General features: G+C 71.2%; 17 protein-coding genes. 10 read left to right on the plus strand and 7 right to left on the minus strand.

Features of this window, described 5'->3' with window-relative positions:
- The first annotated feature begins 25 nt into the window (after window positions 1-25).
- Window positions 26-1,327: an O-antigen ligase gene (locus EDF42_RS10015; RefSeq protein ID WP_123338969.1), complete on the plus strand. Its 1,302-nt coding sequence runs from the start codon at window positions 26-28 to the stop codon at window positions 1,325-1,327.
- A 119-nt stretch (window positions 1,328-1,446) separates the two neighbouring features.
- The gene (locus EDF42_RS10020) at window positions 1,447-3,324 is read left to right on the plus strand and encodes a hypothetical protein (protein ID WP_123672235.1); all 1,878 of its coding nucleotides are present in this window, start codon (window positions 1,447-1,449) and stop codon (window positions 3,322-3,324) included.
- Window positions 3,325-3,396: 72 nt separating this feature from the next.
- Here the strand turns inward: EDF42_RS10020 and EDF42_RS10025 are convergent, their stop codons facing one another.
- Window positions 3,397-4,149: a polyprenol monophosphomannose synthase gene (locus tag EDF42_RS10025; RefSeq protein WP_123338967.1), complete on the minus strand. Its 753-nt coding sequence runs from the start codon at window positions 4,147-4,149 to the stop codon at window positions 3,397-3,399.
- Entirely contained in the window at window positions 4,146-6,857 is a 2,712-nt protein-coding gene (locus tag EDF42_RS10030) for a glycosyltransferase (protein ID WP_395865419.1), read from the minus strand. Before EDF42_RS10030 ends, EDF42_RS10025 begins: the two co-directional genes overlap by 4 nt.
- On the opposite strand from EDF42_RS10030, the gene EDF42_RS10035 reads away from it, so the two are divergent.
- The gene (locus tag EDF42_RS10035) at window positions 6,780-8,096 is read left to right on the plus strand and encodes a glycosyltransferase (protein ID WP_260235428.1); all 1,317 of its coding nucleotides are present in this window, start codon (window positions 6,780-6,782) and stop codon (window positions 8,094-8,096) included. The genes EDF42_RS10030 and EDF42_RS10035 overlap by 78 nt on opposite strands.
- 256 nt (window positions 8,097-8,352) lie before the next feature.
- On the opposite strand, the gene EDF42_RS10040 is transcribed toward EDF42_RS10035, so the two are convergent.
- Both EDF42_RS10040 and EDF42_RS10045 read right to left on the minus strand, forming a co-directional pair.
- Window positions 8,353-10,866, minus strand: a complete 2,514-nt coding sequence (locus tag EDF42_RS10040; protein WP_123338965.1) for a hypothetical protein — start codon at window positions 10,864-10,866, stop codon at window positions 8,353-8,355.
- The gene (locus tag EDF42_RS10045; RefSeq protein ID WP_123672237.1) at window positions 10,866-11,432 is read right to left on the minus strand and encodes a hypothetical protein; all 567 of its coding nucleotides are present in this window, start codon (window positions 11,430-11,432) and stop codon (window positions 10,866-10,868) included. Before EDF42_RS10045 ends, EDF42_RS10040 begins: the two co-directional genes overlap by 1 nt.
- A gap of 206 nt (window positions 11,433-11,638) precedes the next feature.
- Here EDF42_RS10045 and EDF42_RS10050 point away from each other — a divergent pair, with 206 nt between their 5' ends.
- The 5 genes from EDF42_RS10050 to EDF42_RS10070 all read left to right on the plus strand — a co-directional run bounded on the left by EDF42_RS10050 (window position 11,639) and on the right by EDF42_RS10070 (window position 16,921).
- On the plus strand, window positions 11,639-12,538 hold the full coding sequence (locus EDF42_RS10050) for an ABC transporter permease (RefSeq protein WP_123338963.1): 900 nt from the start codon (window positions 11,639-11,641) through the stop codon (window positions 12,536-12,538).
- A gap of 3 nt (window positions 12,539-12,541) precedes the next feature.
- A complete protein-coding gene (locus EDF42_RS10055; RefSeq protein WP_123338962.1) occupies window positions 12,542-13,771 on the plus strand; it encodes an ABC transporter ATP-binding protein in 1,230 nt (409 codons plus the stop codon).
- A complete protein-coding gene (locus EDF42_RS10060; RefSeq protein WP_221181017.1) occupies window positions 13,690-14,805 on the plus strand; it encodes a glycosyltransferase in 1,116 nt (371 codons plus the stop codon). The genes EDF42_RS10055 and EDF42_RS10060 overlap by 82 nt, the downstream gene beginning before the upstream one ends.
- A gap of 92 nt (window positions 14,806-14,897) precedes the next feature.
- Window positions 14,898-16,070, plus strand: coding sequence for a glycosyltransferase family 1 protein (locus EDF42_RS10065; RefSeq protein ID WP_221181018.1), 1,173 nt, complete (start codon window positions 14,898-14,900; stop codon window positions 16,068-16,070).
- A complete protein-coding gene (locus EDF42_RS10070) occupies window positions 16,067-16,921 on the plus strand; it encodes a glycosyltransferase family 2 protein (RefSeq protein WP_123672239.1) in 855 nt (284 codons plus the stop codon). Before EDF42_RS10065 ends, EDF42_RS10070 begins: the two co-directional genes overlap by 4 nt.
- A 33-nt stretch (window positions 16,922-16,954) precedes the next feature.
- Here EDF42_RS10070 and EDF42_RS10075 read toward each other — a convergent pair whose 3' ends face one another.
- The 3 genes from EDF42_RS10075 to EDF42_RS10085 form a co-directional block, all read right to left on the minus strand.
- Window positions 16,955-18,757, minus strand: a complete 1,803-nt coding sequence (locus EDF42_RS10075; protein ID WP_123672240.1) for a glycosyltransferase — start codon at window positions 18,755-18,757, stop codon at window positions 16,955-16,957.
- A gap of 128 nt (window positions 18,758-18,885) precedes the next feature.
- Entirely contained in the window at window positions 18,886-19,749 is an 864-nt protein-coding gene (gene rfbA / locus EDF42_RS10080; protein WP_123338958.1) for a glucose-1-phosphate thymidylyltransferase RfbA, read from the minus strand.
- A 22-nt stretch (window positions 19,750-19,771) separates the two neighbouring features.
- Window positions 19,772-20,380 (minus strand): dTDP-4-dehydrorhamnose 3,5-epimerase family protein, encoded by a 609-nt coding sequence (locus EDF42_RS10085; RefSeq protein WP_123338957.1) that lies wholly within the window; start codon window positions 20,378-20,380, stop codon window positions 19,772-19,774.
- A 129-nt stretch (window positions 20,381-20,509) separates the two neighbouring features.
- Here EDF42_RS10085 and EDF42_RS10090 point away from each other — a divergent pair, with 129 nt between their 5' ends.
- Together EDF42_RS10090 and EDF42_RS10095 are read left to right on the plus strand one after the other, a co-directional pair.
- Window positions 20,510-21,451, plus strand: coding sequence for a glycosyltransferase family 2 protein (locus EDF42_RS10090; protein WP_123672241.1), 942 nt, complete (start codon window positions 20,510-20,512; stop codon window positions 21,449-21,451).
- Window positions 21,441-24,365, plus strand: coding sequence for a hypothetical protein (locus tag EDF42_RS10095; RefSeq protein WP_123672242.1), 2,925 nt, complete (start codon window positions 21,441-21,443; stop codon window positions 24,363-24,365). Before EDF42_RS10090 ends, EDF42_RS10095 begins: the two co-directional genes overlap by 11 nt.
- The last annotated feature ends 25 nt before the right edge of the window (window positions 24,366-24,390 follow it).

The following is a 24,390-nucleotide window of genomic DNA, read 5'->3' on the forward strand; positions in this document are numbered from 1 at the left end:
GAGGTCCGTGCACCAAGATGGACTCGTGACCGACGGACGGCTGACGCACCACGTGCTCGCGCGCCGCTACCTCTCCGCCTGGATCGGGTTCTCCGCCGGCGGGCGGTTCAGCCAGGCCCTCGCCACGGTCATCGTCCTGTTCGCGTTCGGGCAGCCGACGGTGGGGGCCCTGGTCGGGCGTGCCGGCGTCTGGGCCGTGCTCGTCAGTCTCTTCGTCCTGGCCGGTCTGAGCCTGCTCGGGCAGCGCTACCGGATCGAGTGGCACGGTGTCCTGCCGCTCTCGCTCCTGGCGTTCGTCGGGTACTGCGCGCTCAGTGTCCTGTGGAGCGAGTACTCCTGGGTGGCGCTCCGCGGGCTCGTCGCCACCGTGTGCTTCATCGGCCTCGGCCTGTACCTGGCGCTCGGCCGAGACCTCGTGCAGCTCATCCGGGCCTCCGGTGACGCCTTCCGGATCCTGCTCGTCGCCGGGCTCGGGCTCGAGGTCCTCTCCGGCCTCGTCCTCGACCTGCCGATCCCCGCGTTCGGCATCCAGGGCAACATCGCGTACGGCGGTCCGATCCAGGGCATCGGCGGAACCCGCAACTTCATGGGCTTCATCGCAGCGATGGCACTCGTCACCTTCGTCGTCGAGTTCCTGACCCGGTCGGTGACGCGGTGGCGCGCGATCGGCTCCACCGCCCTCGCCGTCATCGCGCTCATGCTCGTGCAGTCCCCCATCACCGGCCTCGCGATGATCGCCCTCGCCGTGACCGCACTCGCCCTGTGGTCCCTCCGGCACGCCCGACCGACGACGCGGCCGGTGGTGAACGGCGTGCTCGGTGGGACGGTGCTCCTGATGCTCGTGGTGGGCGTGCTCGCCCGGCACCGCGTGCTGGCGGAGATCGGGGCAGCCGGCGGGACGGCGACCCGCCTGGACCTGTGGTCGCAGATCCGCGTGTTCGTCGGGCAGTTCCCGATCCAGGGGTGGGGGTGGGTCGGGACGTGGCCGCACGAGGCCGTGGTCCCGTACGTGACCTTCATCGACCCCGCCGGGCACCGGTTCACCTCGGGGCTGAACGCGTTCATCGACGCCTGGCTGCAGATCGGGCTCGCCGGCACGATCCTGCTGGGCGTGACGGCGCTGCTCGCCTTCGCCCGCGCCTGGGTGACGGCGACGACGTTCCCCGGCGTGGCCTACGTGTGGCCCGCCGCGGTCCTGGTGCTCCTGGCGGTCACGAGCACGGCCGAGAGCTACCTGCTGCACGGCGCCGGGCTGATGGTCTTCGTGGCCGTGCTGGTGATCGCCGCGCGACGTCGGTCGTGGCGGCGGCACCTGCCGCGCGGCTGAGTCCGCGCGGCGTGTGTCGATCGGCACACCGCACCCGTGTGCCCTCCCCGGAGTTGCACCGTGCACCTAGACTGCCGGAGACCGTCAGGGGGACGGTCCACGAAGTTGGGAACCACCACATGCGTCTGCACCGTCGCCTCGCACTCGCCCTGACCACCGCGCTCGTCGCCACCGCCGTCGCCGTGGTCGTCCCGGTCTCGACCGCACAGGCCGCGGCACCGACGACCGGTCGGTACACGCCGATCGACACGACCAGGGTCTGGTCGGGCGGGCTCACGACGACGCCGAAGGTCGTCCGGATCGCCGGGAACGCCGGGGTCCCCGCGAACGCCACGGCCGTCGTCGTCAACGTCGAGGTCGCGAAGCCGACCGTCGCCGGGTACGTGCGCGTGACCCCCGCCGGCAAGGACGCCACCGTCGCGACGCAGGACTTCGCCGCCGGGCAGACGATCGCCAACCTGGTGACCGTGCGGCTGGTGAACGGATCGATCCAGGCGAAGCTGTCCGCCGGCACCGCGAACGGCTACTTCGACGTCGCCGGCTACTACGCCGACGGCTCCGGCGCGACGTACACGCCGCTCGACGCGGCGCGGGTGTTCAGCGGCACCGTCGGCACGACACCGGTCCCGGTCCCCCTCGCCGGCCTCGCCGGCGTCCCCGCGGACGCCACGGCCGTCGCCGTCAACGTCGAGGTGAGCGGCCCCACGGCGGCGGGCTACGTCCGGGTGACGCCCGCCGGCCAGGACCCGCAGGTCGTCACGCAGCTGTACTCGGCGGGGCAGTCGCTGTCGAACCTCGCCATCGTCAAGCTCGTCGACGGTGCCGCGCAGGTCAAGCTCTCGAAGGGCACCGGCACGGTCTACATGGACGTCGCCGGCTACTACTCGAACGCGTCGACCGGCTCGGTGTTCGTGCCGATCGACACCACCCGCGCCTTCGCCGGTGCCGTGTCGACGACCGCCGGCACCATTCGGCTCTCCGGCACCGCCGGCGTCCCGGGCACGGCGACCGCGGTCGTCGCGAACGCCGAGGTCACCAAGCCGACGACCGACGCCTACCTGCGCGTCACCCCGGCCGGCCAGGACCCGCAGGTCGCGACCCAGCTCTTCGGTGCCGGGTCGCCCGTCGCGAACCTCGTGATGGCCAAGGTCACCGGGTCGAGCACCGACCGCCGGGTGCAGGCGAAGGTCTCGAAAGGCTCGGCGCAGCTGCACCTCGACGTCGCCGGCTACTTCCTGGACGGCTCGAGCGGCACCGGGTTCGGCGCCGACGTGTCCTGGCCGCAAGGGGGCTCGTCGTCGAACTACCCGGTGGGGCAGGCCTTCGGCATCGTCGGTGTGAACCACGGTCTCGCGAACAACACCAACGACTTCCTCGCGCAACAACTCGCGTGGGCCGGTGGCTCGGTGGGCGGCACGTCGCAGCCGAAGACGCAGCTGTACGTCAACACCGCCAACCCGGGTCAGTACTTCAAGGACCACCCGTCGAACTCCCGCGCCTCGTGGCCGACGAACAACGTCGACCCGAGCGGCGCGACGGCGCGGAATCCGTACGGCACCTGCGTGCCGGGCGACGCTGCGCTCACATCCACCCAGTGCTCGTGGATGTACGGCTGGAACCGCGCCTACGACGATGCGCAAAGTCGAGGCGTCGCATCGCCCGGCTCCTACCGGTGGTGGCTCGATGCCGAGACCGACGGCTCGTGGCAGAAGACGGCGGCGCTCAACCGCGCGACCCTCGAGGGCATGACCGCGTACTTCGTGAGCATCGGCGCGACCGCCGGCGTCTACTCGTCGCCGTCCGAGTGGAGCACGCTCTTCGGCACCGTACCGAGCAGCAGCACGATCTACCGACTGCCGAGCTGGATCGCCGTCGGCGCGGACGGCGTCGCGGCCGCCCAGAAGGCCTGCTCGGCCGGTGGGCTCACGGCCGGCAGCCAGGTGCGGATGGCCCAGTACGTCGTCGGGAACCAGGACTACGACGTCAGCTGCGTCTGAGACGCGACCGGTGACGGACAGGAGGCGCGGTGCCAGCTGGCACCGCGCCTCCTGTCCGTCGCACCGGATGCGTCAGCGACGCGAGCCGCGCCAGCGGCCGAACCGACGCTGCAGCCCCCACCCGGTGACGCGGACCACGGCCTCGACCACGACGGAACGGCTCATCTTCGAGGTGCCGTGCACGCGGTCCCGGAAGCGGATCGGCACCTCGACGATCCGGCCGCCCAGGTCGGCGACCCGCAGCGTCATGTCGACCTGGAAGCAGTAGCCCTTCGAGTCGACCGAGCCGAGGTCCATCCGCGCGATCGTGGCCGCCCGGTAGGCGCGGAACCCCGCCGTGACGTCACGCACGTCGACCCCGAGCACGATCCGCGCGTAGGCGTTCGCACCGCGGCTCAACGCCAGGCGATGCAGCGGCCAGTCGACCACCGACCCGCCCGGCACCCACCGCGAGCCGATCGCCAGCGCGACCGTCTCGTCGGCACGGACCGCATCGAGCAGCGCCGGGAGCCGGTCGGCGGGGTGCGACCCGTCGGCGTCCATCTCGACCAGGACCGGGTACCCGCGCTGGAGGCCCCAGCGGAACCCGGCCACGTACGCAGTACCGAGACCGAGCTTGCCGCTCCGCTCGAGCAGGTGCACGCGCGCGTCGGCCCCGGCGATGCCGCGGACGACGTCCGCGGTGCCGTCGGGACTGCCGTCGTCCACCACCAGGACGTGCGCCGCCGGCACCGCACCGAGCACGGCCGCGATCACGGCACGGACGTTCTCGGCCTCGTCGTAGGTCGGGATGACGACGAGGGCCGCGGCGTCCGCAGCGGTCACCGGTTCTGCAGGCGGCGCTTGATCTTGCCCGCGACACTGCGCGGACCCTCGGTGCGGAAGTAGTGCACCGCGCGGCCGACGTCGTACCGGACACCCGAGAGCTTCTTGCGCTCCGGCACGCGGACGCGCATCTGGTGCGCCTCGACCACGGCGACCGTGTCCCGCACCGACTTGTCGGCGGCGCGGACGGGGTTCCGGCAGAAGTCGACGAGCGGCGCCAGCACGTTCTCCCACGTGAACTGCTCACGGATGCGGTCGACGTTGCCGATGAACTCGGCGCGCGCCTTCTTGTCGAAGAGCGCCGTCTCGAGGGCGTCGGCGAGGCTGTCGACGTCCTGCTCGTGCACGGCGACACCGAGCTTCTCGGCAGCGACGAGGTCACCGAAGGAGTCGCCGGCGGTCGTCACGATGGGCAGGCGCGCCCACAGGTAGTCGAGGATCCGGGTGCGGAACGAGAACGTCGTCTCGAGGTGCTCGTAGTGCGTCGAGACGCCGGCGTCGGCCTCGAGCAGGTAGGCGCCGCGCTCCTCGTACGGGATCCAGGCGTCGTTGAAGAACACGTTCTTGCCGGTGAGTCCGAGGGCGTCCGCTTCGGCACGCACCTTGGCGACGATGTCCATCTCGGGGACGTCGGGGTTCGGGTGCTGCACGCCCATGAAGAACAGCTTGACGTTCGGCTTCCGCTCGGCGAGCTGACCGATCGAGCGCACGAGGGTGATCGGGTCGAACCAGTCGTAGATGCCGCCGCCCCAGACGACGAGCTTGTCGTTCTTGCCGATGCCCGGCACGACGCCCTTGACCCGCGGCTGGTCGTGGACCGGCGGGGTCGAGGACAGGCCGAACGGCACCACGCCGATGAGCGAGCGCAGGTCGGGGTCGCGCGAGTAGGTCCGGGCGTTCACCCGGCCGGAGCCCGCGAGCTGCCCGAGCCAGAACATCCGCTGGCGCTCGGACGCGCAGATGAAGTAGTCGCCGAGCTCGAGCTGGTGGTTCAGGGTGTCCGAGGCGTCGAGGATCTGCCGGTTCCACTGGTCGACGTCGTCGCTGCGGCCCTGCTCGAGCTGCTCGAGGTGCAGCGGGTCGTAGACGTCGACCACGAGGATCTTGCGGGTCGACTCGAGGACCGGGAACAGCCGCAGCGCGTGCCCCTGGACGATGATGACGTCGGCCCAGGCCTCGTGCTCGACCATCTGCCGCGGGTGGCGGTGCGGGACCGTGACGACGTCGTACGACGGGTCGATCGGTGACGAGCGGGTCAGGCTGATGACCCGCACGTCGTGTTCGTTCGCCAGCTGCTTCGCCATCTGCGTGGCGCGGATCGCCGGGCCGGCCATCTTCTCGCCGATGGAGTCCCCGGTGATGATGAGGATGCGACGACGGGTGCCGACGTCGAGCACGCCGAGGGAGTGCACGATCTTGTCGTAGCCGGCCAGGTAGTTCTCGATCGGGTACGCGGGCTCGTCGCGGTTGCCGAACAGGCGGAGGAGCTCGCGGTCGCTGCGGACCCGGCTCGCCTGGATCTCGCGGCGCGACTCGGTCATCGACGGCAGCTGCTCGACGAACTGGTCGACGCCGTAGATGCCGGCCATGCTCGTCTTCGGGACCGGGATGGTCGGGACGCTGTCGTCGCCGGGGTTCCGCAGGTCGAGCGACGTGGAGTCGAGCTCGCCGCGGCCCACGGCACGGCGGACGGCGAGTGCCAGCGAACCGGGCAGCGCGGCGGCGAGCTGCTCGTCGCCGAGGTTCTTGTAGAGCGTGAACAGGGCGTTGCGCTCGAGCAGGTAGGTCTCACGGAAGTCGCCGAACTTGTTCATCGACGCGTGGTGCTTGTGGAACGCCACCGACTTCGGCTGGTACCGGAACCGCCAGCCGAGCAGGTTAAGGCGCCAGCCGAGGTCGACGTCCTCGTAGAACATGAAGTAGCGGTCGTCGAAGCCACCGAGCTGCTCGAAGAGCTCGGCGCGGATGAACATCGCCGCGCCGGTGCCGAAGAGCACGTCGGTCTCCGACTCCCAGCGCCCGGTGTCCGGCGACCCGGCGAAGGGCTTGTAGCCCATGCCGTACCAGGTCATCGCGGCCTCGGTGAAGTCGACGTTGACGCCCTCCCAGTCCAGGACCTTCGACGCCACGGCGCCGATGTCGGCGCCGGAGGCGAAGGTCGCCATCGCCTCGCGCACCCAGCCGGTGTCGGGACGCGCGTCGTTGTTGAGAAAGGCCACGATCTCGCCGGAGGAGTGCTCCACACCGAGGTTGCACCCGCCCGTGAAGCCGAGGTTCGCACCGGAGTCGATGAAGGTGAAGTCGAGGTCGGAGGCCTTCAGCCGCCCGACGTGCTCAGCGCCGGAGCCGTTGTCGACGACGATCACCTCGAGCCGGTCCTGCGGCCAGTCCTGCTTGCGGAGCTCGGCGATGCTCGTCAGTGTGTCGTCCGTGCCCTTGTAGTTCACGAGGACGACGGACACGACTCCTGGCTTGCGCTCTGTCACGGCGAGTTCCTCCAGCTGCTGCCGCGCCTGTGGCACGGTTCGGTGATCCGGCCGTCGGGGATGCCCGGCAGCCGACAACACCCTACAAGGCGCAGCACGGCGCTCGGCCGAGGCGGGCTGCGCTTCGGGCACAATGGCACGGTGATGCACCACGCGATCCCGTCCTCCCCCGTCTCGTCCCCCCTGGCCGCCGAGTACGCGGCGATCGCCCGCGGCGACCACGCGTCGGGGTCGAGGGGGACGATCCGCTTCGCGGTGTCGACCGACGACACCACCGAGGGGAAGGGCGACCTGTTCGTCGCGCTCGGGCTGGCCCGGGCGCTGCTGGCCGAGGGCTGGGGGGTCGACCTCTGGCCGATCCACCGGTGGGCCGAGGACGTCCCCGAGGACACGGCGGTGCTCGTGAGCATGATCGAGTCGTTCGTCCCCGGACTCGTGCCGGCGCGGACCGCCACGGTGGCCTGGGTGCGGAACTGGACGGCGCAGTGGGCCAGCGCGCCGTACACCGCCGGGTTCGACGCGGTGTGGACGTCATCGTCCATCGCGCGCGACGCACTCGCCCGGGTCGTGGACGTGCCGGTCGAGGTGGTCCCGATCGGCGTCGACCTGGACCTCTTCACCACCGACGCGGAAGGGACGACGCCGCCGCGGACCGACCGCACCGTCACGACGGTCAACTTCTGGGGAGCGCGCCGCGGTGTGCAGGACGTGCTGCAGCAGGTCGCCCCGCCCGAGCCGATCGTCTGGTTCGCCGCGAACGTCGAGCACGTCGACGCTGCCCCCGGTGTGGAGCTCCGACCGGCGGTGTCGTACTTCGCCCTGCCTGCGGTGTACCGCGCCGCCGCGTTCGTCGTCGACGACGTCATCGCGCCCGCAGCCGCGTTCGGCACCCTCAACTCACGGCTCTACGAGTCGCTGGCGTGTGGGGCACTGCCCGTCACCTCGTGCGCGCTCGGCCTCGACGAGCTCGGACTCGCCGACGTCCCCGTCTTCACCGACGCCCTGTCCCTGGAGCGTGCGATCGCGATGCCGACCGCCGAACGGGACGCCCTGGTCGCGCGGCTCCGCGCCGTCGTGCTGGCGCGGCACTCCTACACGGCCCGCGCCGAGCAGGTCGGCCCGTCGCTCGAGGCGGCGATCGCGCGCGCCGCGGCACGGACCGGTACCGGCGATCCCGTGCTCCGCTGGGCCGCGCAGCAGCGCGAGGTGCTCCGCGCGACCGAGCAGGAGCGCGACGTGCACCGTGCGGGGGTCGAGGACATCAACCGGCGACTCATCGTGTCGGAAGAGGCGGTCGCCGTCCTCGACCGGGCACGCAAGGACGCCGAACGGGCGCAGCACGACGCCGAGGCCGAACGCGACGCGATCGCGACCCGGTACGACGCGCTGACGCACTCCGCCGAGTTCCGGGTCCTCGACCGCCTCGGCGGGGTCGCCCGCGCGCTCCGCCGACGCGCCTGACGACGCCGGAACGACTTCGAGCCCGGAGCGGCTCCGAGACCGGCCGCGCGCCCGGGACGGGACGCAGCCGGACGGAGGCTCCCCACCGGGCACGGCCGGTCCACCGCCTGCGCGTCGCCCCGGGACGGCGGTGCAGACGGACGGGAGGCTCCCCACCGGGCACGGCCGGACCGCCGCTGGCGCGTCGGCCCGGAACCGGCCGGCGTGGGCCCAGGTGCCAGCTGGCACCGCGCCTCCCGTCCGTCTGGTGGCCCCGCTACGAGACGGTGACCGTCTTCGTCCCGAAGTCCTTGTAGGCACTGCCCGGGAGCTCCTGGTACCAGACCCGCACGGTGTGCTTGCCCGGCTTCACGCCGGTGAGCGTGACCGCGAGTCCGACGTCGGAGCCCCAGCCCGGGTGCACCTTCTCGACGTCGGCACGGACCGCGTTCGCGCTGCCCGCTGCCACTCCGGCACCGTCGAGGTGGATCTTGTACTTGACCGGGTTGAACGTGTCGGGGTCGATGGCCCAGCCCTTCACGGCGACGGTCCCCTTGCCCCCGGTCGCGGCGTCGTACGCCCCGTACACGGCCCCGGTCTTGCCCGTCGCCGCCGGTACGGCCTCCTTGACCGTCACCGACTTGGTGCCGAAGCTGACGTAGTTCCCACCGGGCAGGTCCTGGTACCAGACGGTGACCGTGTGGGTCCCCGCCCGCACGCCCGTCAGCGTGACCGCGAGCCCGACGTCGTCGCCCCAGCCGGGCTTCGCCGCGCCGATGTCCGTGCGGACCGCGCTCGCGCTGCCCGCCGTGGCACCGACGCCGTCGAGGTGGATCTTGTACTTGACCGGGTCGTACCGGTCCGGGTCGATCGCCCAGCCCGTGACGGCGACGGTGTTCGGTCCGGCGGTCGCCTTCTCGAACGCACCGGTGACGGCGCCGGTCTTCCCGGTGGCGCCGCTCGACGGCGGGGCGGCCACGGTCACGGTCTTCGTACCGGCACTGACGTAGGTGCCGCTCGGCAGGTCCTGCCACCAGACGGTGACCGTGTGCTTGCCGGGCTCGATGTTCCCCAGGGTGGTGGCGAGCCCGTGCGACGCGCCCCACTTCGGGTAGTCCTTCGCCACGTCGCTGCGCGCCGCGCTCGCACTGCCGGCCGCCACGCCGACGCCGTCGACGTGGACCTTGTACTTCACCGGTGCGTAGGTGTCCGGGTCGATCGCCCAGCCCTTCACCGCGACGGTGCGGACACCGCCGGTGACCGACTCGAAGCCACCCTTCACCGCTCCGGAGGTCCCGGTCGCCGCCGTGACGGTCGTCACCTTCTGGGCGACCTTGACCCAGGTCGCCCCTGGCTTGTCCTGGGTCCAGAGCGAGACCGTGCGGGATCCGGCGGCGACCTTCTGGATCGTCCTGGAGAACCCGACGGTGGAGCTGGCACCCGGGTACTTCGCGGCGATGTCGCTGCGCGTGACGTCGGCGGTCGCGGCGATCGCGCCGACCCCGTCGACCTGCACCTTGTAGGCGGTCGCGGCGGACGAGTCGCGGTCGAGCGCCCAGCCGCTCACGGCGATGGTGCTGGTCCCGCCGGTAACGGTCTCGAGGCTGCCGACCGGGGCCGAGGCGGGTACGGTCACGTCGCCGCAGTTGAGCAGGGTGTTCGCCCCCGCGCCGACGTTGATGCCGAACACGCACACGGTGTGCTTGCCGGGCGTCATGCCGGTGAGCGTCGTCTGGAAGCCGTGCCGGGTGTTGTTCGCCCCGAGCCGCGAGGCCAGGTCGGTCCGGTCGGCGTTCGCCAGGACCGAGGCCTTGCCCACGCCGTCCACGTAGAACTGCGCCTTGATCGGGTCGGTCGTGTCCGGGTCGGCGGTCCAGCCGCGGACCGCGATGGTGCCGCCGACGCCGCCGCTCTGGGAGTCGATGTAGCCGATCGGCGAGGATCCGCCGGTGGGCGAGCCGAACCAGTCGGTGTACATGCGCCAGAAGTTGCGGTTGCCGTAGGCCGAGCACGAGTCGCCGGAACCGTAGAGGTTCGACATCGCTGCGGCGTTCGGGGTGTACGGCGTGTAGATGTACAGGGCCGCGGTCGCCTGGTTCTTGATGTTGACCGTCTTGCGGCCGCACGCGGCGTTCGGGTTGTACAGGATCGCGTTGTTGCGGCCCGCCTGGTACGCCCACGACGTCGGCGAGGCCTGGTAGCGCTTGAACTGCAACGCCGCGGCGTACACCTGCTGTCCGAACCCGAAGTACGCGGGGTCGCACGGTGCGGTGTCCGGGCACGCGAAGCCCGTGGCGTGCAGGTACATGTAGCTCGTCGGCGAGTTCGTCGCGACGATCCCCTGCTCCTTCTGCAGCAGGACGAGCAGGACCTTCTGGCTGATCCCGCACGCGGCGCCGACCTGGGCGATGATCGTGGCGGCCGACTTGCTGCCGCCAGCGATCGCCGAGCAGCGGTTCGGGACGACCCCGATGGCGCTCATGTTCTGGGTGAAGTTCTTCAGGCAGGCGGGGCCGCCGGACGCCTGCTTGCAGTTCGGGGCGACGCTGTTCAGGAACGACTGGACGGCGGAGCCGCTCATCGCGCTGCCGTTGTAGAAGTTGGCGTCGCTGATGATGTTGCCGGGGTCGAAGTTCGCGGCGACGGCGGCGGACGCCGACTCCGTCGTGGTCCGCTCCGACACGATCGTGCCGATGGTCAGGCCGCTCACCGCGATCGCGAGCGCGGCGACCATGCCGAGCACCGAGCGCAGGGGACGTCGTGGACCGTCGTCGGTCAGGATGGAACGCATCACGGCACCTCCGCCGTCATCGGTTCGGACGTGGTCGACTTCGACCCGACCGAGTACTCGAGGGTGATGGACCAGGTCCCGGTGGACACCTGGCTCGCGGGGAACGACACCTGCGCGCAGTTCACCGAGGACGCACTCGCCTCGGCCCTGCTCGTCAGTGTGCGGGTGGTGCCGCCCTTGGTGGCGACGAACGTGCAGGTGCCGGACGTGTCCGTCGTGCCGGAGACCAGGCCACCCGCCTGCAGGGTCTTGCTGGTGGTGTCCCAACCGGAGAACGTCACGAGCGCGGTGGCCGGGAAGTCCGACGGGTCCGTGTCGGGCTCGTTCGTCTGGCCGCTGCCGGGGAACGCCGTCGGTACGTCGTCGTCGGACGGTTCCGCGGTCGGCTGGCCGGACGTGGTGGACGAGGGGGCCGACGACGGCGCCGAAGCGCTCGGCGAGGGGCTGACGGTCCGCGTCGGACTCGCCGTGGGGCCGGGATCGTCGCCGGCGGAACACCCCGCCGTGAAGAGACTGAGCGCACCGACCACCGCGAGCGCAGCGATCGACCGTGGAACTTGCTGCATGCTTTCGGGCCGTCCTGTGGTTGTTGACAAGGGTCCGGGTTGCGTCAACGGTAACCCCAAAGTGAAGGTTGAGGGTTGTTGTCGCGCACATTGGCCCCCGCACGGGGGCGGACGACGGGTGTCGTCCGGCAGAGGGTGCGCGCCCCGACCTCAGCGGTCCAGTGAGTATGCTGTTCCGGTCCTGCCCCCACCGAACGAAGAGACGTATGGTCGATCAAGCCCGCATGGCGGCGCTCGCCAAGGAGCCCCTCGTCGTGATCGGCGCTCCGACGAGCGCTTTCCGAGGTACCTGGCGAGAACTCCGCGACGTCTTCGGACAGCGCGAGATGCTCGGGATGCTCATCCGCCGCGACCTGAAGGCGCGGTACAAGGACTCGGCACTCGGGTTCGTGTGGACGCTCGTGCGCCCGCTGACCCAGCTGATGATCTACTACTTCGTGATGGGCAAGATCCTCGGCTCGTCACGCGCGATCGACAACTTCGCCATCTACGTCTTCACCGGCCTGACCGCCTACACGCTCTTCAGCGAGATCGTCGCCGGGTCGACCGGGTCGATCGTCGGCAACAGCGGGCTGATCAAGAAGGTCTACGTGCCGCGCGAGGTCTTCCCCCTCGCGAGCGTCGGCGCGGCCCTGGTCAACTTCCTCATCCAGTTCGCCATCCTCATCGCCGCGACGATCGTGCTCGGGGTCTTCCCCTGGCACGAGGGGTTGATCTACCTCATCCCGTCGCTGCTGGTGATCCTGGTGTACGGCGCAGCGATCGGCCTCGTGCTGTCGGCGCTCAACGTGTACCTGCGCGACGTGCAGTTCGTCATCGACGTCGGGCTCATGGTCCTCCTCTGGGCGTCGCCGATCGTCTACTCGTACTCGATGGTCGTCGCCGAGCTGAAGGTGCAGTGGCTGCTGGCGGTCTACACCAACAACCCGCTCACCCTGTCGGTGCTCGGACTCCAGAACGCGATCTGGATCCACCCGACCCCCGTCGACTACCCACCGCACCTGATGATGCGGCTCGGCATCGCCCTCGTGATCGGGCTGTTCTGCCTCATCGGCGCGCAGCGGGTCTTCTCCCGCCTGCAGGGCAACTTCGCGCAGGAGCTCTAGACCATGGCCATCAGCACCCCCGTCGCCCCGTCGACGTCCGGCGCCACCGCCGAGCGCCCCGACGTCATCGTCATCGACCACGTCCGCAAGCGGTTCGTCGTCCGCAAGGACAACACCATCCGCGAGCGGATCGTCACGCTCGGTCGCGCCGGCCGCAAGCACCGTCAGGACTTCTGGGCACTCGACGACGTCACCGTGTCGATCCAGGCCGGCACCACCGTCGGGCTGATCGGCCAGAACGGATCGGGCAAGTCGACGCTGCTCAAGGCGATCGGCGGGATCATCCAGCCGACCTCCGGAACGGTCTCGCGCCGCGGACGCCTGGCGGCCCTGCTCGAGCTCGGTGCCGGCTTCCACCCCGACCTCTCCGGCCGCGAGAACGTCTTCCTGAACGCGAGCCTGCTCGGCCTGACGCGCAAGGAGACCGAGGAGCGCTTCGACGACATCCTGGCGTTCTCCGGGATCGGCGACTTCATCGACACCCAGGTGAAGTTCTACTCATCGGGCATGTACGTGCGACTCGCCTTCGCGGTCGCCGTGCACACCGACCCCGACGTCCTGCTGGTCGACGAGGTGCTCGCCGTCGGTGACGAGGCCTTCCAGCGCAAGTGCCTCGACCGCATCCGTTCGTTCCAGGAGCAGGGCAAGACGATCATCATCGTCACGCACTCCCTCAGCCAGGTGCAGGACATGTGCGACCGCGTCGTGCTCCTGAACAAGGGCAAGGTCCTGCACGACGGAGACCCGATCGGTGCCGTCAGCCTGTTCCGCGACGTGCTCGAGGAACGTCGTGCCGGTGAACTCAGCGCCGACGTCGCGGTCGGTCGCGGCACCGTCCTGCAGGCCTCGGTGCACGCCGACGGCAAGGGGCCGCGCGACGGGGTCACCCCCGGTGACGACCTGCTCGTCGACATGGAGTTCGAGCACCTCGACGGCGTCGAGGACTGGGAAGCAGCGGTCCAGGTCAACAACACGTCCGGCCAGGTGGTCTACGGCACCACGACCGGCATCATGGGCATCCACCTCGAGCCGCTGCACGGCCGCAAGAAGCTCCGCCTCCGCATCGCGGACACGAACTTCGGCACCGGCAAGTACTTCATCAACGTCTCGATGATGGACTCGGCCGGCCGGCACCTGCACGACCTGCCCGAGTGCGACTCGTTCGAGGTCCCCTCGTTCGGCGACGCGGTCGGCAGCGTCTACGCGAAGCCCTCCATCGAGGAGCTCGACTGACGCCCGTCGACGACGCGTCCCGCACCGCGGTCGTCGTCGTCAACTGGAACCGTGCGGACCTCACCACCGCGGCCGTCCGCGCCGTCCTCGCCGAGGGCGCGGCCGACCAGGTGGTCGTCGTCGACAACGGCTCGTCGGACGACTCCGTCGCGGTGCTCCGCCGCGACCTGCCGGGTGCCACCGTCATCGCGCGGGGGCACAACGGTGGCTTCGCGGCCGGCGCGAACACCGGCATCCGGCACGCGGACGCCGACGTCGTCGTCCTGCTCAACAACGACGCCGTCCCGGCGCCGGGCTTCGTCCGGGCGCTCCGCGACCACCTGGCGCAGGCGGGGCCCGAGGTCGCGGCCGTGACGGGCCGCATCGTGCTCGCCGGACGTTGGACGGGCCTCCCGGTCGACGCGACGCCCGTACCCGACCAGCGCGTGCTGCAGGGCCACGACGGCCGCCTCTGGACGCCGTCGGCGGACGGCGAGGTCCGCCTGAACTCCACCGGCGTGCGCGTCGACCGCGACGGCAACGGGATGGACCGCGACTGGTTCGCGCCCGTCGACCGGGTCGCCGACGTCGACGTCTTCGGGTTCTCCGGCGGGGCCTCCGCCCTGCGGCGGAGCGCCCTCGACGACGTCGGCCTGCTCGACGAGTCGCTCTTCATGTACTACGAGGACACCGAGCTCGCGTGGCGACTCCGCCGACGCGGCTGGCGGGTCGAGCACGCGGCCGACGCGGTCGTCGAGCACGACCACTCGGCGTCCTCCGGGGTGCAGAGCGACCTGTTCCTGTTCCGCAACGCTCGGAACCGGATGGTCGTCGCACTCTGGCACGCACCGTGGGACACCGTCCTGCGCGCCGGCGCCCGTACCCTCTTCCGCGGCCTGCGCGGGCTGCTGTCCGCCTCCACCCGACGGGAGGCCCGGCTCGTCCTGGCAGCGTTCGCGGACGTCGTCGGGGCGCTCCCGTCGCACCTCGCCCGGCGGCTCCGCGAGACGCGTCGCGCGTCCGTCCCACGCCGCAGCGTGGACCCGGGCGCATGAGCGCGGCGGGCTATCCTGGTCTCTCCCCAGCCCACTCCCACTCCCCCGCCGACGGTCCCGACCGCGGCGGCCCCGTCCGGAAGGACCCACGCGTGCCGCAGCTCACCGTCCTCGTCGACGGGACCGCGGTACCGCGCGAACTCGGCGGCGTCGGTCGCTACGTCGAGGGGGTCGTGTCGCACCTGACCGACCCGTCGCTCGACGTCCACCTGGTCGTCCGGCCCGTGCACGCTCCGCACTTCGCCGCCGTCGCGCCGCACGCGACCGTGCACACCGCGCCGGGCTGGACCGACTCCGTGCCGCTCCGGTTCCTGTGGGAGCAGACCGGACTGCCGGCGCTGGGCCGTCGCCTCGGCGCGCAGGTACTGCACTCCCCGCACTACACGTTCCCGTTCGCGTGGCGCGGCGGCTCCGTCGTCACCCTGCACGACGCCACCTTCTTCTCGAACCCCGAGTGGCACTCCCGGCTGAAGCGCACGTTCTTCACCTGGTGGAGCCGTCGTTCGCTGCGCACCCGGCCGGTCGTCGTCGTGCCGAGCGCGGCCACCGCGACCGAGGCCGCGCGGGTCGTCGGCGGCATCCGCGCCGACGTCCGGGTCGCACCGCTCGGGGTCGACCGTGCCGTCTTCCACGAGCCGACCACCGCCGAGGTCGAGGACGCCCGGATCGCGGCGACGCTGCCCGAGGGCGCGCCCTGGATCGCGTTCCTCGGCACGATCGAGCCCCGCAAGAACGTCACCGCACTGCTCGACGCCTACGCCGCGGTGCGCTCCGCGCGGACGACGGCGGGTGCGGACACGCCGTGGCTCGTGCTGTCCGGGGCCCGGGGCTGGGACGAGGCCGCGATCGCACGACTCGACGCCCTGCAGCCCGACGACCACGTGATGGAGGCCGGGTACCTGCCCCTCGAGGACCTGGCGGGCTACCTCGGCGGCGCGGAGTTCGTCGTCTACCCCTCCCTCGGCGAGGGCTTCGGCCTGCCGGTGGTCGAGGCGATGGCCTCCGGCGCGTGCGTCCTGACCACCCGCCGGTTGTCGCTGCCCGAAGTCGGCGGTGACGCAGCCGTGTACACCGAGCCGTCCGCCCCCGCACTGGCGTCCGCCATGACGGGGCTGCTTGACGACCCGTCGCTCGTCGCGTCGCACCGGGCGGCCGCGCTGGCCCGGGCCGCCTCGTTCACGTGGGAGGCCACGGCAGCCGTGCACGTCGAGGCCTACTCGGCCGTGGCCGTGGCCGAGGCCGCTCGGGCCGGGGGTACCCGGTGATCCGCGTCGCCGTGCTGACGGTCACCTACAACACCGGCGAGACCATCCGGCCGTTCCTGGCGAGCGTCGCGGCGGCGTCCTCGGAGCCGGTCGCCGTCGTGATCGCCGACAACGGGTCAGCCGACATCGACGCACTGCGGGCGATCGGTGAGTCCTACGGTGCCGTCGTGGTGTCATCGGGGGGCAACCGTGGCTACGGCGGGGGCATCGACGCCGCGCTGAGCGCCCTCGACGACGTCCTGCCCGACGTACGCCCCGAGTTCCTGCTCGTCACGAACCCCGACGTCGTGCTCGGCGAGGGGTCGATCGACGCGCTCGTCGCCGCCGCCGACCGCCTGCCGTCCGGCGGGTCGTTCGGACCGCGGATCCTCGACGAGCAGGGCGACACGTACCCGTCCGCCCGCCAGCTGCCGTCACTCCGGACCGGGCTCGGCCACGCGGCGTTCTCGCGGTTCTGGCCCGCCAACCCGTGGAGCCAGCGGTACTGGTCCACCACGCAGGTCGTCGAGCGTGAGGCCGGCTGGCTGTCCGGCGCGTGCTTCCTCATCCGCACCGACCTGTTCCGGCAGCTCGACGGCTTCGACGAGTCGTACTTCATGTACTTCGAGGACGTCGACCTGGGCCAGCGTGTCGGTCGCTCCGGTCGCGCGAACGTGTACGTGCCGAGCGCCGTGGTCACGCACACCGGGGCGCACTCGACGTCGTCGAACCGGCGCCGGATGGAGATCGAGCACCACCGCAGCGCGTACCGGTTCCTGTCGCGCAAGTACGGGGCGTGGTGGCTGCTGCCGCTGCGCCTGGTGCTGCGCGCCGGCCTGTCGCTCCGTGCCCGCTGGGTCACCCGCAAGTAGCCGGCACCCCGGTCGGTCGGTCGGTCTCCGGGGTCAGCGACGCAGGCGGGCTCGTTCGGTGCGGGCCGCCTCGAGCAGTACCCCGGCGCGCGCGTCGAAGGAGTGCTCCGCGGCGATGCGCTCGGCCACGACGGCGCGCGCAGCAGCCGACGGCCACGGTCGCGCCGGATCGAGCAGGACGGCGAGCTCGTCGCGGGAACCCGCCACCGCCAGGGTCGGCACGTCGAGGACCTCGGCGAGCCCGGCGACCGCGTCCGTCACGACGACTCCCCCGGACGCCAGCACGTCGAACACCCGGTTCGACACGAAGCCGCCAGCGGCCATGTCCGGCCAGTGGTCGTTGAGCACCAGGCGTGCCGAGGAGTAGGCCGTCGCGACCTCGGCCCGGCTCAGCGACGGTTCACCCAGTGCCCCCGCCGGCACGAGCGGTCCCCACCCGGGCCCGTGCACCCGCAGGTCCGCACCGAGCGCCACCGCATCCGACACCACCGGACGTGCGGCTCCGCGGGTCGACCCGACGAACACCACCCGGTCGGCATCGGCGCTGCTCGTCGACCGCGCACCCGTGTGGAACACCGCGGGGTCGGTCGCCTGCAACAGCGTCCGGACCGGTACGCCCGAACGCACCCCGGCCGCAGCCGCCCACACCGGACCGGCGGCGAAGGTGACGTCGAAGGAACGCAGCTCGGTGTCCGTGACGTCGTCGGGGTGGCTGATCACCCAGAGCAGGTTGACGGACGCCGGGTTCGGCGGCACCCGGTCGAGTCCGCGGATCACCAGGGTCACGTCGTCGGCGGCGTCGTCGTCCAGCACGTGGGCGTCCCGCCGGTCGATCCGGACGCGCTGCCCGAGCCGCTCGAGGGCGCCGGCCAGCTCGGCCGCGAAGTGCACGTCGCCCCAGCCGTCACCATCGGACCCCGCGGGAGCGGCGATCTTGAGCGACCACGACAGCTCGTCGCCGTCGCTCTGCGAGCGGGGCGTCGGTGCCACGGGCCGCGCGCCCCACGGCGGCAGCGGCGGCCCGGCCGTGACGGCGAACCCGCGCGGGTCGGGCCGGCGGTCCCGCCAGCCGGCGAAGGCGTCGACGACGGCCCCGTCGACCGTGCGGCCGGCCTCAGCGGAGCGCTCGACGGCCCAGGTGACGACGGCGGCGTGCCCGGTCCGGTCCGCGACCGCGCGGCTCCAGGCCGTCAGCGTCATCCGTTCGTCCGGGAGGCACGGAGCCGGCACCAGCGCGGACCCCGGCACGGCGAGCACGGGCTGGTCCGCCGCGAAGACCGGCACGGTGCGGATGCCGTCCGCGAGGCGGGCACGGTCGACGGCCGCGGCGACCGAGGCGTCCACGGGCGCCGCTGCGTCCGGTGCACCAGGGTCCCCCGACCCCGCACCGGCCGTGCCGTCGTCGGTCCACGGCAGCGCCCCGGGCCGGAGCAGCCGAGCACCGTGTCGGCGCCCGCCGTCCGCCGTCCACACGCGAGCCTGCGCCACACGGTCGGTGCCCGCGGCCGCGAGCACCTGGAGGTCCTGGTCGGTCACGCCGACGGTGGAGTCCACGACGAGCAGCACCCGGCCCACCCCGGACGAGACCCCCGCGTTGATCGCGGACCCGATGCCGTCCACCGGCTCGCGCAGCACCCACGGCACACCGCGGACCGGTTCCCCGACGGGTGATGCGTCCGCCACGTAGCCGACGGCCCGGACGTCGACGTCCGGGCCGAACGCCACACGGGCCGCCGTCACCGCGGCCGGCAGCCGGTCGTACCGGTCGGACCGGCTCACCAGCAGCACGGTGACCGCGCGGTCGAGCTGCGACAGCGGGCCCACGAAACCGGCCACGCGGACGACGGCAGCCGGCGTCGCGGGCGCTGGAACGGGATCGTGGTGGACGGTCGCCGTCGTCCCGCGACGACGGCGACCGAACCAGCCAGGACCAGGGGCCATGCGGGGGACCAGCCGAGCGGTGACTAGACGCCGAGCAAGCGCTGGAGGTAGACGCCGTAGCCGCCCTTGACGAGCGGTGCGGCGAGCGCGGACAGCTGCTCGTCGTCGATCCAGCCGTTGCGCCAGGCGATCTCCTCGATGCACCCGATCTTGAAGCCCTGCCGGTCCTCGATGACCTTCACGTACTCGGACGCCTGCATCATCGACTCGAACGTGCCGGTGTCGAGCCAGGCCGTGCCGCGGTCGAGGACCTGGACACCGAGCTCGCCGGCCTCGAGGTAGCGCTCGTTGACCGTGGAGATCTCGAGCTCGCCGCGCGCACTCGGTTCGATCGTCTTGGCGATCTCGATGACCTTGTTGTCGTAGAAGTACAGGCCGGGGACGGCGTAGTTCGACTTCGGCTCGGCCGGCTTCTCCTCGATGGAGACCGCCGTGAAGGCATCGTCGAACTCGACGACGCCGTACGCCTTCGGGTCGGCCACGTGGTACGCGAAGATCGTCGCACCCGCGACCTCGGTGTTCTTCTTCAGGCTCGTGCCGAGTCCGGTCCCGTGGAAGATGTTGTCGCCGAGCACGAGGGCGACGCTGTCGTCGCCGATGAAGTCCTCGCCGATGACGAACGCCTGCGCGAGCCCGTCCGGGGACGGCTGCACGGCGTACTGGATCTCCATGCCGAGGGCGGAGCCGTCGCCGAGCAGGGCCTTGAACTGCTCGTTGTACTCCGGCGTCGTGATGACGAGCACTTCGCGGATGCCGGCCATCATGAGCGTCGACAGCGGGTAGTAGACCATCGGCTTGTCGTAGATCGGCATGAGCTGCTTGCTGATGCCCTTGGTGATCGGCCAGAGACGGGTGCCGGAACCCCCGGCGAGGATGATGCCCTTCATCGCAGTGCGCTTCCTTCGTTCGTTACTTCGTCGTGCGGAGCGACTCGGTGTAGGCCACGCACTCCTCGTAGATGGGCAGCAGACCCGCTGCGGCGGCTTCGTCGAGCGTCGGTGCGCTGGTGTCCTTGTCGGACAGCACGAGCTCGCCGATGCCCTCGGGCAATTCGAGGCCGACGGTCGGGTCGAGGATCGTGATCCCCTTCTCGCGCTCGGGGTTGTAGTGGGCGCTCACGAGGTAGTTCACGGTGGAGTGGTCCTCGAGCGCGACGATCGCGTGTCCGAGGCCCTCGGACAGGTAGACGGCCTTGCGGTCGACGTCGTCGATGCGGACGGAGTCCCACTGCCCGAAGGTCGGCGACCCCACCCGGATGTCGATGATGTAGTCGATGAACGCCCCGCGGACGGCGGTGACGTACTTCGCCTGGCTCGGCGCGACGAGGGCGTAGTGGATGCCCCTGGCGACGCCGGCCGCCGAGATCGACATGTTGACCTGTCGGAGGTCCAGTGGGTGACCGACCGTCTCTTCGAGGACGTCGGCGCGGTACGCCTCGAGGAATGCTCCTCGTGCGTCGCCGTGCTGGACGGGCGTGAACTCCCACGCGCCGGGGATCTTCAGTTCGCGGATCTGCACTGCTGCACCCTACCAAGCCGTCCGGTCGACCACCGTCGGCAGGCCGGACCTGCACCGAACCGTGGGTTCGCATAGGCTGTCCTGGCCTCGCGCACCTGCCGGACCCCAGAAACGAGACACTGCGAACCCGTGAAGCTCTTCATCCAGATCCCCTGCCTCAACGAGGAGAACACCCTCGCCAGCGTCATCGACTCCATCCCGCGGGAGATCGACGGCATCGACGAGATCGAGATCCTGGTGATCAACGACGGCAGCACCGACCGCACCGTCGAGGTCGCCAAGGAGCACGGCGTCAAGCACTTCGTGCACCACACCACGAACATGGGGCTCGCCCGCTCGTTCCGTGACGGCGTCGACTACGCGCTGTTGCACGGGGCCGACATCGTCGTGAACACCGACGGCGACAACCAGTACCCGCAGTCGCAGATCGCCGAGCTGGTCCAGCCGATCCTGCGCAAGCAGGCGGAGATCGTCATCGGCGACCGGCAGACGCGCACGATCGAGCACTTCTCGGGCTTCAAGAAGCTCATGCAGCGCTTCGGCTCGTGGGTCGCCAGCCGTGCAGCGGGGCTCGACCTGCCCGACGCCGCCAGCGGGTTCCGTGCGTACTCGAAGTACTCCCTCATCCGGCTGAACATCGTGACGCGCTTCAGCTACTGCATGGAGACCATCGTGCAGGCCGGCTACAAGCGGCTGGCGATCGCGTCCGTGCCGATCACGACGAACCCGAAGACCCGCGAGTCCCGGCTGTTCAAGAACATCTGGCAGCACATGTTCCAGTCCGGCTCGGCGATCGCCCGCGTGTACCTGATGTACCGGCCGATGGCGCTGTTCCTGTGGGTGGCCGCGATCCTCGGCGTCCTCGGCGCCTGGCCGCTCGTCCGGTACCTCGTCCTCCTCGCGATGCACACCGGTGGCAACCACCTGCAGTCCATCATCCTGGGCGTCGTGCTCCTCATCACCGCGGTCCTGAGCATCGTGATCGGCGTCGTCGCCGACCTGACCAGGCTGAACCGGACGCTGGCCGAGGAGCAGCTCGACCTGCAGAAACTGCAGCGGTATGGCGACTGAGCGCGGCGCGTCCGTGCTCGACCGACGGACCCGCTTCGCGCTCTGGCTGCGCCGCCCCGGCAGCTGGGTGGAGATCGCCGCCTGGGCGGGGCTCGCCGCCTTCGTCGTCTGGACCCTCGGTCCCGCCCTGATCGGGCACGGCACCTTCCTCAACACCGGACTCCTGGCCCGGTACACCCCGTGGGGCGAGTCGCTCCGGTCGATGACCACGTCGACGAACATCCTCAACAGCGACACGATCGACACGGTCGCACCGCAGACCTCGCTCCTCACCCGCCTGGCCCACGAGGGCGTCTTCGCCGCGTGGAACCCCTACGTCGCGGGCGGCGCCGAACTCGGCGGGATCCCCGACTCCGGTGCCTGGTCGCCGCTCTCGCTGCCGTGGTGGTGCCTGCCGCTGTCGTACGCGCCCGGCATGGTGAAGCTGCTCGAGGTCGTCGTCGTCACCGTCGGCATGTCGCTCCTGCTGCGCCGGTGGGGCGTCCCCCGCGCCGGCTGGGCGATCGCCGCCCTGGTCTACTCGTCGTCCGGCTTCATGGTCGCGTGGGCGAACTGGCCGCAGACCCGTGTGGCGGCCTGCATCCCGCTGCTGTTCTGGGCGATCGACCGTGCCGCGGTGGAGCTCCGCGCGCGCGACGTCATCGCGGTGGGGGTCCCGCTCGCGTCGATGCTGCTCGGCGGCTTCCCCGCGATCGTCGGGTACGCGCTCTTCATCGGCGGCCTGTACTTCCTGGTCCGGACGATCGTCGCCCACCGCCGCGTGCTGCCCGTCGTGCGCAGCGGGGTCATCGCGGTCGGCGGCATCGTGTTCGGGTTGCTGTTGTCCGCCTGGCAACTCGTCCCGTTCGCCATCAACGCGACGAGCCTGGTCGACTTCAGCGGACGCGGGCAGAGCGGCCCGAACGGTCTCGGTACCCCACCGCTCGTCAGCGCCTGGGTGCCGGACATCTCGTTCGTGCAGAGCACCGGACCGGCGTGGGGCATCCGCAACCCGGTCGAGGAGTACTCGTACCTGGGCATCGCCGCCGTGGTGCTCATCGCAGCGGCGGTCCTCATCCGACCGGCGCTCCCCACCCCGGCGCTCCGGACCGAGGACGCCGCCCCGGACGTCCGGGCACGGCACGACCTCGTCCGACGCCGCACGCACGGCGTCGTCGCGATGGTCGCGGCGATGCTCGCGCTCGCCGTCGTCATCGTCTACCTGGGCGGCCCCGTCCTGTCAGCCGTCCGCGAGCTCCCGGTGTTCGACACCAACCCGATCGGCCGCGCACGCGTCGTCGTGCTGTTCCTCGCGGCCGCGCTGGCCGGGGTCGGCTTCGGCCGCGTGGCGCAGCCCGAGAACCTGCGTGACGAGTTCGCGCGCTTCCGGGCAGCAGGACCGCTCCGACGCACCGGTCGCGTCCTGGCGATCGCCGTGGTGCTCTTCGTGGCGGTCGGGGTCGGCGCGCAGACGCTGCTCGCGATCCCGCTCATCTCCGAGGAGTACGTGCACCGCACCAAGGTCGAGATCCTCTGGGTGGGGATCTTCGGCGCCGCCACCGTGGTGCTCGTCCTGCTCGTGTGGGTGCTGCGGTCTCGGGTCCTGACGACGATCGCGTCGGTCGGCGTCGTCGCCCTCGTCGCGGTGCCCGCCGTCATCGCGACGCAGCCCTGGTGGCCGATCGCGCCGAAGTCGACGTTCTACCCGACCACCCCGGCGATCGACTACCTGCGGAAGCACGTCGCCGACCAGGGCCGCTACGCCACCACCGGCAGCGCGATGCTCCCCGGGTCGTCGTCGTACTACGAGATCCGCGAGACCACCGGCCACGCCTTCCAGACCGCCCAGTGGAAGGAACTGATGCGGGCGGTCGACCCGGACACCTACCCGACGGCGACGTACCTGTCGTTCGAGCCGAACCTCATCCCGTCACTCGCCACGTCGGGGATCCTCGACCGGGTCAGCACGAAGTACCTGGTGGCCGACCCGTCCGCGCCACTCGCCGGCACGGCCGAGCCGGGCGCTTCCCAGACGAAGTGGTCCGACCTGACCGCGGCGAACCCGTCGGTCGACTCGGCGAGCCACACCGGACCCGTCAACGGCGTCACGTTCACCGGGCCGCCGGCGCCCACGACCTCCGCCGGGGGCATGACGCTCGAGGTCGCGATCGTCGCAGACGACTCCGGCGAGACGCTCGCGTCCACGTCGAGCTGGGTCCCCGGGCTCGGTGGGCCACGGAACGTCGCGCTCGAGGGTTCGGAGATCCCGGCCTCGACCTCGTGGCACATCCGGATCAGCGTCACCGGGCAGGACAAGCTCGTCCCGATCGGCACGGACGACGCCGGCGACGCCGTGATGAGCATCACGCGCCCGGACGACGGCGACGGCGTGACGGTCGTGCACACCGGCGACGCGACGATCTACGAGCGCAGCGACGCCGTGGACCGGGTGCGGTGGGCCTCCGACCAGGTCGTCGAACGGACCGCCACCGCACGCATCCGGACCCTCGCCGACAAGTCGTTGCCGGCGTCCACGGTCGTCCTCAGCAAGCCGTCGAGCCACACCGCCGACCCGGACGGCACCGCACGGATCACCGTCCAGGGCGACGACGTCAACCGGACCGTCGCGAAGGTCGACGCCACCGCAGCCGGCTGGGTGGTCGTCTCCGACTCCCTGCAGCGAGCGGGGTGGACGGCCACCGTCGACGGTGCGTCGACGGACCTGGTGGCAGCCGACGACGCCGGCGGTGCGGTCTGGGTGCCGGCGGGCGAGCACACCGTCGCACTGCAGTACGCGGTGCCGGGAGCCCGGACCGGGTACCTGCTCAGCGGCGCCACGGTCCTGCTCACGATCCTCACCTGCACCGTCGTGACCGTGCTCGTCCGACGCCGCCGCAGGCGACCGGGCGACGACGCCGCGAGCGCGACCCACTAGCATCGTCAATCGATCCACCGTCACC

This window comes from Curtobacterium sp. PhB172, from assembly GCF_003752545.1.
In the GTDB taxonomy this organism is placed as follows: Bacteria; Actinomycetota; Actinomycetes; order Actinomycetales; family Microbacteriaceae; genus Curtobacterium.